This is a genomic window from Microbulbifer maximicatervae (SeqCode), assembly GCF_052467825.1.
Window position 1 is genome coordinate 99,912 of record NZ_CP174327.1, and the last position, 15,953, is coordinate 115,864.

The 15,953-nt window shown below is 44.8% G+C and carries 14 protein-coding genes; 6 read left to right on the plus strand and 8 right to left on the minus strand.

The annotated features are described in order from the left end of the window. Positions 1-69: 69 nt before the first annotated feature. Positions 70-456 carry a DUF2750 domain-containing protein gene (locus ACJJII_RS00505; RefSeq protein ID WP_444917942.1) on the plus strand — a complete coding sequence of 129 codons (387 nt, stop codon included), beginning with the start codon at positions 70-72 and terminating at the stop codon, positions 454-456. Between the two features lie 263 nt (positions 457-719). Here ACJJII_RS00505 and ACJJII_RS00510 read toward each other — a convergent pair whose 3' ends face one another. Both ACJJII_RS00510 and ACJJII_RS00515 read right to left on the minus strand, forming a co-directional pair. Continuing rightward, positions 720-1,052, minus strand: a complete 333-nt coding sequence (locus ACJJII_RS00510) for a hypothetical protein (RefSeq protein ID WP_444917943.1) — start codon at positions 1,050-1,052, stop codon at positions 720-722. Positions 1,053-1,144: 92 nt separating this feature from the next. Then, positions 1,145-1,675 carry a redoxin domain-containing protein gene (locus ACJJII_RS00515; protein ID WP_444917944.1) on the minus strand — a complete coding sequence of 177 codons (531 nt, stop codon included), beginning with the start codon at positions 1,673-1,675 and terminating at the stop codon, positions 1,145-1,147. 72 nt (positions 1,676-1,747) lie between these two features. Between ACJJII_RS00515 and ACJJII_RS00520 the strand changes: the two genes are divergently transcribed. Continuing rightward, the gene (locus ACJJII_RS00520) at positions 1,748-2,674 is read left to right on the plus strand and encodes an alpha/beta hydrolase (protein ID WP_444917945.1); all 927 of its coding nucleotides are present in this window, start codon (positions 1,748-1,750) and stop codon (positions 2,672-2,674) included. An 86-nt stretch (positions 2,675-2,760) separates the two neighbouring features. Here the strand turns inward: ACJJII_RS00520 and ACJJII_RS00525 are convergent, their stop codons facing one another. After that, positions 2,761-3,978 carry a hypothetical protein gene (locus ACJJII_RS00525; RefSeq protein ID WP_444907544.1) on the minus strand — a complete coding sequence of 406 codons (1,218 nt, stop codon included), beginning with the start codon at positions 3,976-3,978 and terminating at the stop codon, positions 2,761-2,763. Positions 3,979-4,617: 639 nt separating this feature from the next. Here ACJJII_RS00525 and ACJJII_RS00530 point away from each other — a divergent pair. After that, complete coding sequence (locus tag ACJJII_RS00530) at positions 4,618-5,226, plus strand: class I SAM-dependent methyltransferase (RefSeq protein ID WP_444917946.1); 609 nt, start codon at positions 4,618-4,620, stop codon at positions 5,224-5,226. A 137-nt stretch (positions 5,227-5,363) separates the two neighbouring features. On the opposite strand, the gene ACJJII_RS00535 is transcribed toward ACJJII_RS00530, so the two are convergent. Continuing rightward, positions 5,364-7,574 (minus strand): hypothetical protein, encoded by a 2,211-nt coding sequence (locus ACJJII_RS00535; protein ID WP_444917947.1) that lies wholly within the window; start codon positions 7,572-7,574, stop codon positions 5,364-5,366. 373 nt (positions 7,575-7,947) lie between these two features. Between ACJJII_RS00535 and ACJJII_RS00540 the strand changes: the two genes are divergently transcribed. Further along, the gene (locus tag ACJJII_RS00540) at positions 7,948-8,736 is read left to right on the plus strand and encodes an SIMPL domain-containing protein (RefSeq protein WP_444917948.1); all 789 of its coding nucleotides are present in this window, start codon (positions 7,948-7,950) and stop codon (positions 8,734-8,736) included. Positions 8,737-8,804: 68 nt separating this feature from the next. Here ACJJII_RS00540 and ACJJII_RS00545 read toward each other — a convergent pair whose 3' ends face one another. From ACJJII_RS00545 to ACJJII_RS00555, 3 genes are all read right to left on the minus strand, one after another. Then, the gene (locus ACJJII_RS00545; RefSeq protein WP_444917949.1) at positions 8,805-9,473 is read right to left on the minus strand and encodes a DNA-3-methyladenine glycosylase I; all 669 of its coding nucleotides are present in this window, start codon (positions 9,471-9,473) and stop codon (positions 8,805-8,807) included. 305 nt (positions 9,474-9,778) lie between these two features. Continuing rightward, a complete protein-coding gene (locus ACJJII_RS00550) occupies positions 9,779-11,962 on the minus strand; it encodes a S9 family peptidase (RefSeq protein WP_444917950.1) in 2,184 nt (727 codons plus the stop codon). An 84-nt stretch (positions 11,963-12,046) separates the two neighbouring features. After that, a complete protein-coding gene (locus ACJJII_RS00555) occupies positions 12,047-13,426 on the minus strand; it encodes an SLC13 family permease (RefSeq protein WP_444917951.1) in 1,380 nt (459 codons plus the stop codon). Positions 13,427-13,822: 396 nt separating this feature from the next. Here ACJJII_RS00555 and ACJJII_RS00560 point away from each other — a divergent pair, with 396 nt between their 5' ends. Further along, positions 13,823-14,419, plus strand: coding sequence for an SLATT domain-containing protein (locus ACJJII_RS00560; RefSeq protein ID WP_413662971.1), 597 nt, complete (start codon positions 13,823-13,825; stop codon positions 14,417-14,419). Positions 14,420-14,493: 74 nt separating this feature from the next. Continuing rightward, on the plus strand, positions 14,494-14,994 hold the full coding sequence (locus ACJJII_RS00565) for a TrmH family RNA methyltransferase (RefSeq protein WP_282933805.1): 501 nt from the start codon (positions 14,494-14,496) through the stop codon (positions 14,992-14,994). On the opposite strand, the gene ACJJII_RS00570 is transcribed toward ACJJII_RS00565, so the two are convergent. Further along, entirely contained in the window at positions 14,991-15,875 is an 885-nt protein-coding gene (locus ACJJII_RS00570) for an aldo/keto reductase (RefSeq protein ID WP_444917952.1), read from the minus strand. The genes ACJJII_RS00565 and ACJJII_RS00570 overlap by 4 nt on opposite strands. Between the last annotated feature and the right edge of the window lie 78 nt (positions 15,876-15,953).

Here is a 15,953-nt window from a genome sequence, read left to right on the forward strand (position 1 = left end):
ACACTCGCCCCCCAAGAAGGCGTTGCCTGTTGTAGCCGCCCGTCTTAAATTTATGATTGTGAATTCTCTATGAGTACCCTTGATTTGAATGACATTGCCACCTTGAGCTGCGAAGATCGCTACGAGTATTTTCTGAGCATAGCCGGAGAAGAGCGGGAGATCTGGATACTGATCGATAGCCAAAATTGCTTTCTTAAAATACACACCGATGAAGACGGTGGCTTTGAATATCTGCCAGTATGGCCAAGCGCTGAATTTGCACAAGCCTATGCTGAAAATGAAGCGGGTCTCACCCCTAAAAGCATTCCTTTACCACAGTTTTTAAAGAAGTGGCTTTCTGGCTTAAAAGGTGACGGCATTGAAATAGGTGTGTTTCCTGCGCCGGATAAAAGCGTATGGATTACTAGCTCAGAGGAACTAGAGATCGATCTACGGGAAGAGCTGAACAATTTCTAAATAAGCTATTCACGTTGAAGCTATCGCTTCAAAAATCCGACAAAGAAAGTTCAGCTCTATTGAATAAAAGTGAGATAACAGGGTGAACACCTGCTATCTTACTTGGGTAATATACAATTACAGATTCGCCGCCTGATATTTATATATACTATTCACTTGAGGCGTTGCAATGAAAACCAGGAATGAAATAAGTTTCGACGCCACCAAAAACTATAAGGAAGAGAAAGATATAAAGCCGGCCTTGCCCGCTTATAGCAGCGCAGTCACCAGTGCAAAGCATTCGGAAAAGAAAAGCAAATAGTATCCGGTTGGATAACTTTCACGTCATCTAAATCTCCCCATAAGTCGATATCCGAACTCAAAGCAAAATCCAAAACTCTTCCTCTAGAGAGTAGGTAGATATTAACTCCCTGATCCAGAGACCACCAATCATGTAAGATAACTAACACTTTATCGAGAAATTGGTATTGAGCAACAATCTCTCTACCATAAACGGGTATAGCTCTTTGGTTGGGGCCATCAATTAATACGACTTTACTATTATCAATTGGATTAAGCTTGAAGTTATTCACCTCAGAGAGAAAAGCGTTCGTCACTACCCTACCCCTTAAATTCCAGACCTCTAACTTTATTACAAACTTTTAATCCAAAATATAGCTCCCTGAATTAGCAGGGTATTTAAAAAATCTTAATATCTTCCCCTAATTGGGTAATGGTTATCAGGATTTCGGATAAACTCGATACCCACCAATAGTGTTTGCAAGTCAGGCCTCGCAAAAGGTGCATTGGAAATGTCGACTATTTGCAGCCTTCCAGATTCGTTGATGACAAAAACACCCGGTTCAGCAAAGGGCCTATCTGTTTCTTCAGGGGAGCGGGGTTTTGAAATATAGAGCCCAAGCTGCTGCATTTGGGGTATTGATAAACCGTAACCGATAGTAAATCCCGGCTGGATTGTTTCCATATGCAGAGAAGCTTTTTCCTCTGTATCGGCAGAGACAGCGACCACATCAATACCTTCCGCGTGATAGCGGGGTAGTAGCACACTCAATACACGTAAATACTTGGTACAAAGCGGGCAGTGCTTACCTCGGTAAACGACTACCATCTGCCAAAGGAAACTACCTTCGGGCTTCCCCAGTACCAACTCACCTCCACCAAGTCGCTTTACTTCTATTGCAGGAAAATCGATACCAGCAGCAAGCTTTATATTGCTCATTAGCACCCCACTTGAGAATATAAGAAGAGACTTAGTCAACCAATGAATCCCACCGTTAGTATAGGAGACTCGATGAAAAAGCCCCTTATTCGTTTTCTATCAACGCTATTAGCAGCCGGACTGCTAAGTGGCTGCCCTGCTAACCACCAAAGTAACTCTTCTCCTGAAAGTCATTCCCAGCCTCTTGAGTTTTTGCCTGCCCTGAAAGGGGACTACTTTAAGCTGGATTCAGCGATTATTGGGCGCCCCTACCATATCTATACTCGCCTGCCTGAGGGCTATAATCCAAACGAGGATACAACTTACCCGGTCATCTATCTCCTTGATGGGGATTCCCTGTTCCCAATTTTGGCTACTAATCACTTGTTTATGCATTACGATGATTACGCCCCCGAGTCGATTATCGTTGGTATTGCTTACGGCTCATTTAAACCCGAGATCAATCATCGCAGTTTTGACTTTTCACTACCCGGTGACAATGACAGTGACAGTGACACACTTAAGTATGGCGGTGCACCTCAGTTTCTCAACTTTCTAGAGCAGGAGCTCTTACCAGCAGTTGAAAGCCGCTACGCGGTAGACCCTCAGCAGCGAGTTCTCTTCGGTCAAAGTCGAGGGGGATATTTTGTGCTTTACACGGCATTTTCTAAGCCCGACTTGTTTAAAGGATTGATAGCCAGCAATGCCACCTTCTTACCACAACAGGAATTTTTCTACAGGGAACCTGTACAAGCGACAAGAGAGGATCTGACTCTGGTAGTAACCAGTGGCTCCAAAGACATGCCAAACCTGCGCAAAGATGCACTCTCCTGGCATCAGCACTGGAAAGAACAAGAGAACACTCCCTGGCGCATTGCATTTACAACGATTCCAGGCGGTACCCATGCGGCAAATAGTACTGACAGTTACCGTTTCGGCATCCATGAGATTTTTGCGGAAGAGATCGAAATATCTCGTGTGAAAGCAGAGAACAATTTGCAAGTGGTAGAGGATCACTAGAGCTAAAAATTAATAGAAGTAAATATGTGATTCCCGCAAACTAAAAAGCCCGCTTAAAAGCGGGCTTTTTTAAAACGATGAGCCTATTACTCTGTACAGGCAGCAATACGACCAGCCGTATTTTTACCGGCACCACAGTTCAGGCCATCGGGGATACCGGTGTAGTCTGGGGCCATGATACCGCCATTACGCTGAGCATCATGGTCGGTATAAATGCTCGCCAGGTTATAGGAACGCGCTGTCCCTTTGTTGTCATTATCGCAGGAGAAGATAGCACTACCGTAAGCGATGCCCAGGAAGGTCTTGTATTCCTTCAGATTTGACCACAAGTTGCGCTTAGCAGAACCAGAGCAGTTCATCTGGGAAGCCAGATTGATGTAACCATCGTCCTCACCGCCCAACAGCAAAGAGCTAGCACTCTCAATACCTGGGAAACCGGCGTAGCCTCCAATGGTATAAACCGGTGCAGCCAGGTTGGTGCCGACATAGTTGCGTACAGCATAGACATCATTAGTCTGCAGGTAACGTACTGCTGCGCACTCGCGACCTATAAACCAATCGTTGATCAAATCTTCGATCCAGCTACCGTTACACAGTCGATCGACCCCCTCAGTACCGGTGATTGCACCACCAGTAGTAAAGATTGCCGCGATACCGCTAATGGCAGTATCAAAGTCCACTTCAACTGCGTAGCTATCATTCAGGCCTGCGACATTAACGGTTTCGGTTTTCGTCTTACAGCTTTTCCAGAACCAGGAGCCAGTACAAACCTTCGAGGTTTCGGTCACAGTATTGGAATCCAGCTGGTTGTAAGCACGGTTATAGTAAGGGGACCCCGGTACGGCATTGCCTGCGAGGTACATCATCTGGGTAGCGCCCTGACTGTGGGCAATCACGTAGAAAGTATCATCGGCAGCACACTGGTTTTCATGCTCATAATCATCGCCTTCGCCATTGCGAATAGCGATTATCTGCCGAGCGATTTCACCTGCTGTGCCGTCATGCCAGTAGGGCATCTCGCCCTCATCGGTGGAGTTGTAACCAACCACACCGTAATTGCCGCCATTTACACGCAACTGTTCAATAAAGTCACTACCCGCGTATTCATCGAAGTAGGCCTCACTCCAATAATCTAAAGCCGGCTGCTCAAGATTACCCTGGGAGTTAGTACGCTGCTTGATATGGCCCTCAGTACCATGGCCATGAACCAGGATGTAGCAGTTATCCGCACTTGCAGAGGCTGATCCCAAAAGCCCCGCTAATAGTAAGGAGAAGCTCGCACCCAATCGTTGATAAAGTGTCATTGTGATGTCCTTTTATTTTTGCTCGGGCTTGGTCCCAATTTTTTAAATTGTCTTTTTATATTGCCGAGACTGTTTTATGGCTTGCGAAAGGTATCCGGTTAATAAGTGCCAAGAATATGACTAATAGCGCCAAACAGAATCTTAGGGCGACAAGCAGTATGACCTTATAGTCATAAAGAGAAGGAGGCCTAGCTGAATGTGACAAAGTTCGCAAAAACTCAGAACCGTGACTTCGCTCTAGGTCACAGTATTAATGAAGCTAAAGGTGAGTGAGCACTTCCAAAAAACTTTTGGAGCAAGCTATCTTTTCGAAGAAATAACTTACGTAAAGAAAAGGTTGAAATCGTTTAAATTTTAATCAACCCCTATCGTAGTACACAAGTATCGTAGCCCCTTTTCTATCGATATACCTATGACACGTTATGCACCCTTTCCATAAAAAATTGTGGCACTAAATTAAAACATGCAGCAAGAATTACAAGGTATAAATATATGAGCACCTCTACGGAGATAATTTTTAGAGACTAACTACTCGGGAAATATACTACATACACTTAAAATCAAAAGATAATCATCTAGTAGTAGGTTATCCACCGATCGAATGCATACTCATTGAACATCTACGATAGGAAGGGAAAAATGATAGAGCCAAAAAGGTTTTGGGATAAAACTGCAGCGCGCTATGCCAAAAGCCCTATAAAAGACTTAAAAAGTTACAAGAGAAAACTGGCTATAACACAAGAATATTTTCAGGCAGACTGGTCTGTATTGGAATTCGGATGCGGCACCGGTAGCACCGCCATTCATCACTCATCCTATGTAAAAAGTATAACTGCCACTGATATTTCCGAGAAGATGCTGGATATTGCCAAGCAAAAAGTAAAAAGTGCCGCTATTAAAAATATAAGTTTTCAACAAGGCACCTTAGGTTCACTAAAATTCGAACCAGATAGTTTTAACGCCATCTTAGGGCTAAATATATTACATCTTCTGGAGGATATAGATGGTGCTATCGCGCGGGTTTACAATTTATTAAAACCGGGGGGCATATTTGTATCAAGTACTGCATTAATTAAAAAAAGCAATTGGCGATTCCTGATCCCAGTGATGCAACGCATAAACCTGGCCCCTTATGTCCACAAAATTGACAGACAGGAGCTTTTAGACAAGCTTACACGAGTTGGTTTTCTTATTGATCAGGAGTGGCAACCTAGTAAGGAATCAATTTTTTTGATAGCAAAAAAGTAAGTTCTTCATTCCCCATATAAGCGGCCACATTTCAGAAATCAGGACGAATTCCATTAAAAAAAGCAGGAGAGCGGTAAGGGGGAGCCCCCTTACCAAATTTATCTCCCAGTATCATTACAACAGTTCAGGAGAAAAAATTAATTAACGCTATTTGAGTGGTAAATCATCGCCTGCCAAACATTTTGCTGACCGCTCACATAGTTATCGTAGGTGGGGTTTTTAATATAAGTCCAAGCTACTTTTCCATCACCTAAGTACATAGGCTCATCCAAACCACCCCATCCATAATTAGGTAACTCGATTGGCCCTTCAAGTACGTTTAGATCTGCATCGACTTCCATTACATAATAGGCTTTTGGCACTAATAATCTTTTAGAGCCGCTGTCGGCATAAATACGGTTATAGGCCAGGTTATCAGAAATACACTGGAACTTTGCATACCCAAATAAGTAACGTCCATTTTTTAAATCAATAAGTTGTGGATCACTAATTTGGCAATCATCATCCTCAACCAACCAATTAAAACCCTGGCCTTCCATACTACCGGTAGAGCTGACTTTGGCGATACCAATACGGGTTAAAGAGCTGGAGTCTAATGCATCACCGGAATAAAGTCCCTGCCTTGTTATTGTGGAGAAACTATCGTCATCTTCCCAATAGTTATAACTCATGTAGGACAGGAAACAGTTTGTGGTGTCGTAATCTGCACAACCATCATCAAACGGGCCTTCCCCAGATGGATCAATACCGACTTCGTCCTGAAGAAAGCGATCCATATCCGCATCTTCAATATATTTAGGCGAGACAATCAAAGAAAGGTTCGTATTGGCATCCACTGGTACAACAGTATGACCGCCACCATTTGATACCATCGCAGACGTTGATGGTACGAAGTGATTAAAGCGCCCTTCTGTAGACGAACTGGAAGTTTCCATTTTCACTGCAATGGTTCCGAGTTGCCCATGAGTGCTACCTATCCAGTCGTTCCAATCACTGGTACAAATTGCACCAAACATCTCATTGTCTGGATTATAGAATGAGCGAATGTTTACTACATGACCATCGCCGCAGGCCCAATACCAACCGCGATTATCTGAGCTGCTCATATCCAGGGACCAATTATTACGGTCAATAACCGTTAAGCCTGCCGAATAGTGAGAACTCCCATTTCCATCAAATACCCGTGCAGAAACTGAGAAACCATAGCTACTACGACCCTGGCTGTCATCCTCAACATAAATCAGCTCTTGTGCGCCAAGATGAGTTCCACCGTGCATTTTATTTACTACGTAAGCATCAGGAACTTCACTTAAAGGCTGATTTTCCCACTCTAGCAGCCAAATTTGCTCGTTATAGCTGTAACTGGCATCTCGAATGTGCTGCAGTAAATCGTCATAGTCGCCAGAGGAAAGACTGGAAATAATATACTCCATCTCCTCTTGCATATCGGACCCTTTAATAGTGGTAAAGGATGGCGAATCCCCAAAATCAGTATCCGGGAAGTTTGCCTCCAAACCGGCAAGGAAATCGTCAAACGTCAGCGTAGGGTGTTCAGTAAAGAAGTCGATATATTTACCGTGATTGGTCGCAACCAGAAGACCAATTTCATTCGCAATACGGGATTCAATGGTGTCAATGTTATCTTCCATTTTCATCCACGTTGAACCGTATTGCTCAACAAGGTCAGCTTCAACCTCATAACGCTCATTGGCTTGATAATCTGTATTGCATAGAACTGCTACTGTGGAGCAATCAGAGCTTACAGCCACACCGTGGGATTCATAACACTGATTTAACAGCGTTGCATTACCTGTTGGCTCAAAACTGGAAGTATCCGGATCATACTGCAGCTCATAAATAGAACCGTGAGTTGTATCCGCAGCAGTGTCCCCCTCTGACAAAGTAGTGGAAACAAACATTCTCGGAGTATCAGTATCTGTTGCACAGGTCGCAGTATAACTACGAATCGGGATATCAATATCCTCTTCATCCTGCTCCCCGTCAGTGCGCGCTATATAGTGCGCCATTTGGTAAACCTCACGAGCATTGTTCATACCTTCTGGCAACGTTACGTCAATGGCAGTCAAAGAGGCGAAGCCTAAATCTGTATGCTCTACGTCCCCCACTACAACTGTAGTGCCCACATTATCCGAGATCGGATTATCATCGCTGCCGGACGAACCCTGATCGCTACCGCTACCGCTACCGCCACTATTATTACCACTACCGCTACTATCTGAAGAGGGGTTATCCGAATCCGAAGAGGAGCTCCCTCCACCACCTCCACACGCGGCCAGCAATGCCGTCAAAGAAAGCGCTATTAACTTCTTATTTACCAGTAAACCCATCAGCTCTGCCCAACTCGTATGTCACTAAGATAATTTGTTATTGCTTGCTGTCATCCATTGAATTTTTATCCTCAATTGATGACCAAGTGCGCACTTTAAAGTGATGCAATCGATTGTCTGTGAACTGGTTTTAGAACCTGGCTGAGACCGATAAGTGGTAATTTTGCAGCGATAAACGGTACTAAAATACCAAAGTAGTAATAGTCGTATCATGAATGGTAATTGGGCGATACTTTGCGAATATACAGCTACAACGAACTGTTTCAGCTGCAACTATTGGAAGGAAACTAGGAAAGTCGATATAGTGCCATTGATCGGCAATAAGCCAGTTTCCTGATAGATTGTCATTTATTCACAGTTTGGAAGTGTCAATATGAAAAGACTTGCTCTTTTAGCTTCGCTAATCATTCCCAGCCTTTCAATGGCAACCCCAGAGATTAAAGGCTCCCCCCAGGACTTACGCGACCTAATTTACCCAATATCAAGAGTTTTGACTCTCCACGGCAGTGCAAAAGAAACGGCTTATTCAGACCAAGCTATAGTCAATATTATTGTCACCACTGAAGAGCCTCTCCTATCAGACGCCATTGCCAGCAATAGTTCTTTGCGTGAACAATTAACCGAGAGCTTAATAAAGGCTGGCATAGACCGAGCTAAGATTAAAAATTCAAAATTTTCATCTTCCCCACAATTTGGTTGGCTAGGCAGAAATCCTTCCAGCTATAAAGTTATTAACAGGGTTGCAATAACTATTAACAAGGAGGGACATTTACAGTCTATCGCAAGGCTAACCGATGAAAATAAAGAAATAGAAATAGTGAGTACTTCTTTTGAGCATTCAGAAGTATCTGAATATACAAAAAAGGTCCGATCTAAGGCACTAGCCAAAATCATGGAACAAAAAGCTGACTATGAGAGAACCCTGAGCATTCAGTTAACACCAGTTAATGTCCGTACAAATAATATCGACTATCATGGGACAGCGGGAGCTGGAGCAATAGAAGAGGTTATCGTTACTGCTTCCAGAACTCGAAAAAGTAAATTTGAAGATAGCTTTTCAGAAGCATATATAGAAACAGAGGTTAGTTCCTTCGACGAAGTTCAGTATGAGGCTTCGTTGTCCGTGGATTTTCAGGTTGTGCCGTCAGCTACAACCGATTAACTTTCGATCAAGCATTCAGGTTGGTAGGAGTGAAATAGATACTTCTACCAACTAAATACCCCAGCTGTTTAACCTACCGAAAGTGATAATATCTGGCTAATCTCATTCAAACTACGATTTGACTGGGACTGCCAAGTTTCAATGGCTGCTTTTAGTGCAGCCCAGTCTTTCTTGGAGGAGGGAGACTTGTCGACAACCCCTTCTCGAATTAGGGCTCGAATGGTATCACTTGCAAAAACCAAAGTATCAACTCCCATTCGTCTTAGAAATACTTGGGCAGTCTTACCGCCGAGTCGATCACCACCTTTACGCAAGTACAGAAGATTCTCAATATAGTTGTCTGTATTCCAGCTAGAGAAATACGCTCCCAAACTTCCATGCTCATTAGATAAATGCCAAAAGAAGTCTGCATTTCTCTGAATGGAGCGAGTTTTAGTCCAGTGCTTGATCATACCTTCCTGCCGCATTAGGTCATCTAACGCCTCTTCCGGTAAGTAACGACAGAATGAAACATCAAAGCCATAAAAGATCCTCTCTATATCCGGCCACTTTTTTTCAACAACCTTCCAACTAAAACCGGCTTGAAAAACAGCCCGGGATGCCGATGACAACCACTGACTATCATGTATCTCTCTCAAGAGCTGCGCAGGCTTTGGCTTAACCAGCTTCGACTGAAGTCCGTCTAACCCTCCAAATCGATCAATCACAGGTGCCTCAATGGCGGAGAACTCACGCATAATTCAGACCTTCCAGTAAATCTATCTCCATTCTACGCCTATAAATAGAAATTCAAAGCATTTGGAGTTTTAGCGGAATACTAAAAAGGTGGTGCGTGTTTATCCTGCCCAAACAACACGAAAAGCCAGCTGGCTCTAGAAGTTAATATTTCAGGAGGCTGAAAAAGAAAAGGACACTTCAATTTCCCCAACAAATAAAGGGGAGCTAGCTCCCCTTTATTTACATGATACTTAAGCAGAGGTATAAAGAATAATTAGCCACCCATAATCAGACCTATATCTCTAAAATAAGCATAACCTATTTATTACTTAACCTTCTTATCAGTCTCTACATTTTTGTACCCAAGCAAATCGAGGTAAAATGCATACTGTAAAGCGGTCTCCTTATAGCGACGGAAACGACCCGAAGAGCCACCGTGACCTGCTTCCATATTGGTATTGAATAGCAACTGATTTTCATCAGTCTTCAACTCGCGTAACTTTGCCACCCATTTCATTGGCTCAAAGTATTGCACCTGGGAATCATGTAGCCCAGTGGTTACCAACATATTGGGGTAATCCTGAGCTTTAACCTGGTCATAGGGAGAATAGGAAAGCATATATTCATAGCTATCCTTGTTATTTGGGTTGCCCCACTCATCATATTCATTGACGGTCAGGGGAATTGACTCATCCAGCATGGTAGTAACTACATCAACAAATGGCACCGCAGCAGTAACACCCCGGTACAAACCCGGTTCCATATTGACTACCGCGCCCATCAACAGCCCGCCAGCACTGCCGCCTGAAGCAAAGATCTTATCAGAGGCGCCATATTTTAATTTCCCCAACGCCTTGGTAACGTCGACAAAATCAGTGAAAGTATTCTTTTTATTGAACATCTTTCCATCTTCGTACCAGGCACGCCCCAACTTTTGGCCGCCACGAATATGGGCAATAGCAAATACAAAACCACGATCAAGCAAAGACACTACTGAAGAGCGGAACCAGGGGTCAACGGTACTACCGTATGAGCCATAGGCATATTGCAGTAATGGATTAGAGCCATCTTTCTTAAATTTATCTTTACGATAAACCAAAGATACTGGCACCTTAACACCATCGCGTGCAGCTACCAGGATTCCTTCGCTCTGATAGTGCTCTGGGTCAAAACCACCCAGAACCTTGTCTTGTTTAAGCAATTCCAAATCGCCACTATCTAGCTTGGCTTCATAGACACTATTTGGTGTCGTTAAACTCGAATAAGATACTCGAACACTCTCTGAGTCCAAGTTTGGATTTGAACTCAAGCCCAGCCTATATACTGGATCATTAAACCCGACTTGAAAGTCTTTATTATTCTCTAAATTGATAATTCGGAGACCCGTTTGCCCCGCTTTTCGTTCTATTACTGCCAGATGATGATCAAATAAAGTGAAATCTTCCAACAAAACCTCACTACTATGAGGTATGACTTCCTGCCAATTAGACTTATCTGCTGCATCCTCGATGGCAACCTTCATAAGTCGGAAGTTTTCAGCTTGCCAGTTAGTCATGATATAAAAATCATTCCCTAACTTTAGCGCTGAATACTCATGATCCTCTTCCCGGGGGTATAAGGGAGCAAAATCCGCGAGAGGGGTGTTTGCGTCCAGGATTGACTGGCCACTGCTAGTTGTAGAGCTGTGGTGAATGCGTATCAGCTCCCCATCCCGGGATTTGGAAATCCACGTATAAAAAGCCTTATCCATCTCTTCGTAAACAACAACATCTTCACTCTGCGGCGTGCCCAACTTATGGCGCATTACCTGATAGCCGAGCAGAGTTTGATGGTCTTTATTGATATAGAAGACAGTTTGGTTATCGTTTGCCCAAACGGCAACTGGTGAAGCATTCTCCAATTTATCTGGCAGCATCTCACCGGTCTTTAAGTCCTTGAAGCGAATCGTGTAAACACGGCGCCCAACACTATCTTCAGGATATGCTACCAATTGATTACTGGGAGAAACCGCCAGGCGCCCTACACTAAAGTAGCCGTGGTCTTCAGCCAGCATATTCACATCCAGCAAAACCTCTTCAGGTGCTTCCTGGGTCCCTTTACGTCGCGCGTGGATCGCGTATTCTTTCTCGGGAAGATAGCGGCTGTAATACCAATAACCATTATAATAAACGGGGACCGTTGATTTATCTTTCTCCAGACGGCCAGTCATTTCCTCAAAGAGTAATTCCTGTAACTCTTTGGTGTGGTGCATTACCGAATCGGTATAAGCATTTTCTGCTTCCAGATGAGCAATAACATCTGGCGCCTTACGTTCATCGTCGCGCATCCAGTAGTAATTATCGATGCGCTCATGGCCATGCATAACCATTTTATGGGGCACCTTCTTGGCTACAGGAGCGGAAGCCTGTTCGCTAAAAAAGGTTTTGTTCTCTGCTACTTGGTTATTTTCTGTCTCGCCACACCCTACTAAACCAAGGGTGAGCAACAGTGTTGCTGTGGTTTTATTCATCGAACTCTATCTCCCCTATCTATTTTTCTTTTATCCATTCGCCTGCTTATGCACATCTCACGCTGGCTATGATATAGACAAACACTAACCAGCCAGGATCAACCAGCTCATCCCCGCTATTATCAGCGATGCCGTCACACTAAGTATCGCGCCCTCTCGAACCATATCCTGTATACGTACTTTACCGGTTCCATACGCAATCGCATTAGGCGCTGTAGCTACAGGCAGCATGAATGCGCAACTGGCACTCATCGCCGCAGGTATCATCAGCACCATGGGCTCAAAACCCGCTGAAGTGGCGGCTACAGCTAAAATTGGCATAAGTAGAGTTGCCGTAGCTGTATTGCTGGTTATCTCTGTCAAGAAGGTCACACTAAGGCATAGAATTACCAACAACAACCACAGTGGCATCGCCGTCAGGAAAGAAAGACCGTTGCCGAGCATATCGCTCAGTCCGGAACTGGAGAAACCTTTTGCTAGCGCTATACCACCGGCAAACAGTAATAGCATTCCCCAGGGGATCGTCTCTGCCGTCTGCCAATCGAGCAGCCGCCCTCCCTTACCGTTAGGCACTAGAAACATAGCGACTACGGCTGCTAGAGCCACGGTTCCATCACCGGCAGCATCAATACCTATCAATTCACTCCAACCACCAAACGGTGCATTGCGAGTAACCCATAGGAGAATCGCCACACCGAAAACCATTAAGGTTCGCTTTTCCTCTTGCCTCCACTCTCCCACTTGAGGGGGCTCAATATCATTTTTCAGATGCACATGACGGGTCAGCCAGAGGGCCATTATAGGCAGCGTCACCAAAGCAACTGGGACTCCTATTTTCATCCAGCCCAGGAAGCTAAACTCTCGTCCGGTTACTTCCTCGTATATTCCCATAAAAATAACATTGGGTGGCGTGCCCAGAGGAGTACCTACCCCACCCAGGCTTGCGGCATAGGCAATACCCAGGATCAGGGCAATACTTAAGCGCTCGTTGTCGATCTTACTGAGAATCGCCAGGGCTATAGGCAGCATCATCAATGTGGTAGCAGTATTGGAAATCCACATACTCAAGAAGCCTGCCGCCAACATAAATCCGAGCACCAGCCTGCGGCCGCTGGAGACCCCCACAAGACGCAACATGTACAGGGCAAGGCGCTCGTGAGCCCCACTTTTCTCTAGGGCCTTGGATAAAATAAAGGCCCCCATCAACAACAGAATGACATGACTTCCCAAGGAAGCTGCGACCTCCCGATGATCCGCCACTCCAAATAGAGGCAAGAGGACAAAAGGCACCAGTGACGTTGCGGGGATTGGCAGTGCCTCTGTTATCCACCAAATCACGGTTAACAAGGTAATTGCAGCAGTTACTGCCGGTAGATACTGCATTCCCAACGCTGATAAAAAGAAATAGAAGGCCACAGCAAAAAGAGGCCCCAAAACTATAAAGCGCTGCCGCGCAATCGACATACGTGCCCCCAACTACTCAAGGGTTTAATTTTTATAAGTTTGAATCTTGGGAGGGGTATAAACTCCTCGGTCAAGATGGCCGATAAAAATACAAGAAACTGGTCCTTTTGCGCAGCTCTTTTTATTCCTAAAGTAAAATTCCCTCATGGAATTGGGTGTTACACCGTTGAATCCCTTAAATAACTGATGTTCAGTGATCAAATAGCAATCTATGTAACTGAAGGCATTGCGAGCAGTAGGGTATGTAATCACTTACGCGCACCCAAAAATATGGACATACCTGACTATCAAGACTGAAAAAGTAGCCCTTTGAACCATCACTTTTGTACATCTCGCTGGCATCCGTCAAACTATCGCCCACAATAGCTAGAAGTAGAATGAGGTCGGAAAGGAATCATGAGCACTATACCCAATACCGTGGAAGTCCTGGAGAAGCTCCGCTGGAATGCTCACCTGTGCAAACACAGCCACTTTCGAGCCTCTATGAAGGGGCGCAATTTGCATGTGCTTTGCGGGGTGCCCATCGTTGTCGTCAACTTATTCCTCGGTTCGCTTTTCTTCTCCTTGATCAATGCGGAGCTGCCTGATTGGACCAAGTGGAGTGGTGCGGCGCTGGCCCTGCTGGCCGCGCTATTGGGCGGTGTGCAAACTTTCTTCAATTTTAAAAAGAACTATGAGGGACACCGGCAGGTAGGCAACGAGTACCTTGCAATCGCCAGGGAGTGCGAGCGGCTGATCGCCCTTTACTTCGACGATATCCTGGATCTTGAACATCTATCCAAGAAGATCTCAGAACTGAATACACGCTACAGCGAAATCAACCAGCGAGCGGAAGAGTTTATTGTGTCAGATAAGGTATACAGGCAAGCGGTGCATATCCAGAATCAAAAGGCCAACCGGGAGCCCTCTCTGGTAGAGCAGATGCGTAATCGCCAGGCTGCTGCGCAAAGAGTCGCCGAGGAGGCTCTCGAAATCGCAGAGAGCAGCCACTAACTCCCCCATCAATACCGCAGTACTTTCCTGGGGAAGTGGTAACTTCCCCACTTCCTATAGTAACAAACCAAAAAATGCAGACAGATCACAGTAGTCATCAACCCAGCACAGACACTTACCCATTATGCTATTTAGCCACCGATATCGGTACACCGAGCAATGTCGGCGGCCTATTTCGTATCGCAGATGCACTCGGCGTAGAGAAAATTTATTTAACTGGTGAAAGCCTGGTTCCACCTAATTCCAAAATTCGGAAAGTTTCCCGGTCTACAGAAAAGTACGTTCCCTACGAATATCACTCATCTGCAGTCAATATCGCGCAAACCTTAAAAAATAAGGGCTATCGATTAATTTGCCTGGAGATTGCCTCAAATAGCGTCGAACTCAAAGATACCCCCGTTTCCAAAGGGAATAAAATATGTTTGGTATTGGGTTCTGAAAAAGATGGGGTCAACCCTGAACTTCTGGAGCTGGCAGATGCTGTGGTACACATACCTATGCAGGGTATCAATTCCTCAATGAATGTTACTTCCGCCTGTGCTATAGCGACCTATGCTTTGCTGGAAAAAATTTAGTCGGGCACTTTGACCATTATGTTTTTCTGATTAACATAGTCGGGATCACCGCCCAACCTTTTATTGCAGTTCAATCCATTAATTGCCTGGATCTCCGCATTGCTCAAATTAAAATCAGATAATAAGAAGTTATTGCGAATGTGATCCAGGCTTTCCGCCTTGGGAATAACTATGCGATGCTGCTGGATATTCCACTTAAGGATAACCTGCCCCGAAGTCACCCCGTGATTTTTCGCAATATCCACAATTACTGGATCTATGAGAGGTTTTTCATGAGCCTCGACACCGCTCCATGTAGATCCCGACCCCAAAGGAGACCAGCTGCAAATCGCAATTTTATGGAACTGGCAATAATCTACTAAAGGCTGCTGAGTGAAATAGGGATGCAGTTCAATTTGATTACAAACAGGGCGCACTTCCGAGAAAGTCGCCAGTTGTTCAATATCAGATTTACGAAAGTTTGACACTCCCAGGGCCCGCACTTTTTTCTGCTGGTAAAGCGCCTCCATTGCACCCCAGGTCTCCCGGGTATAGGCCGGCATAGGCCAATGGATCAGATATAGGTCCAGGTATTCCAGCTGCAATCGCTCAAGGCTACGGGCAAATGCATCGTGAGTTTTATTGGTTCCCTGCTCCGTATCCCAAACTTTACTGGTAATAAAAAGCTCTTCCCTCGCTAAGCCGGATTCTTTGATCGCTCTTCCCAGAGCTCGCTCATTTCCATAGACCGATCCTGTGTCAAAATGACGATATCCCACAGACATGGCTTTCAAAATAACTTCTGTTACATACTCATCATCCTGCTGCCAGCTGCCAATCGCAGCCATTCCCATGCCGAGCTGAGGTATCTCTACACCGTTATTCAATTCGAGAAAATACATAATCAATATCCTTTCAGACTACTGAGCGGTAAATCAGCAAGGACCAAGAGGGAATAGAACCGGGGTCACATTTATTTC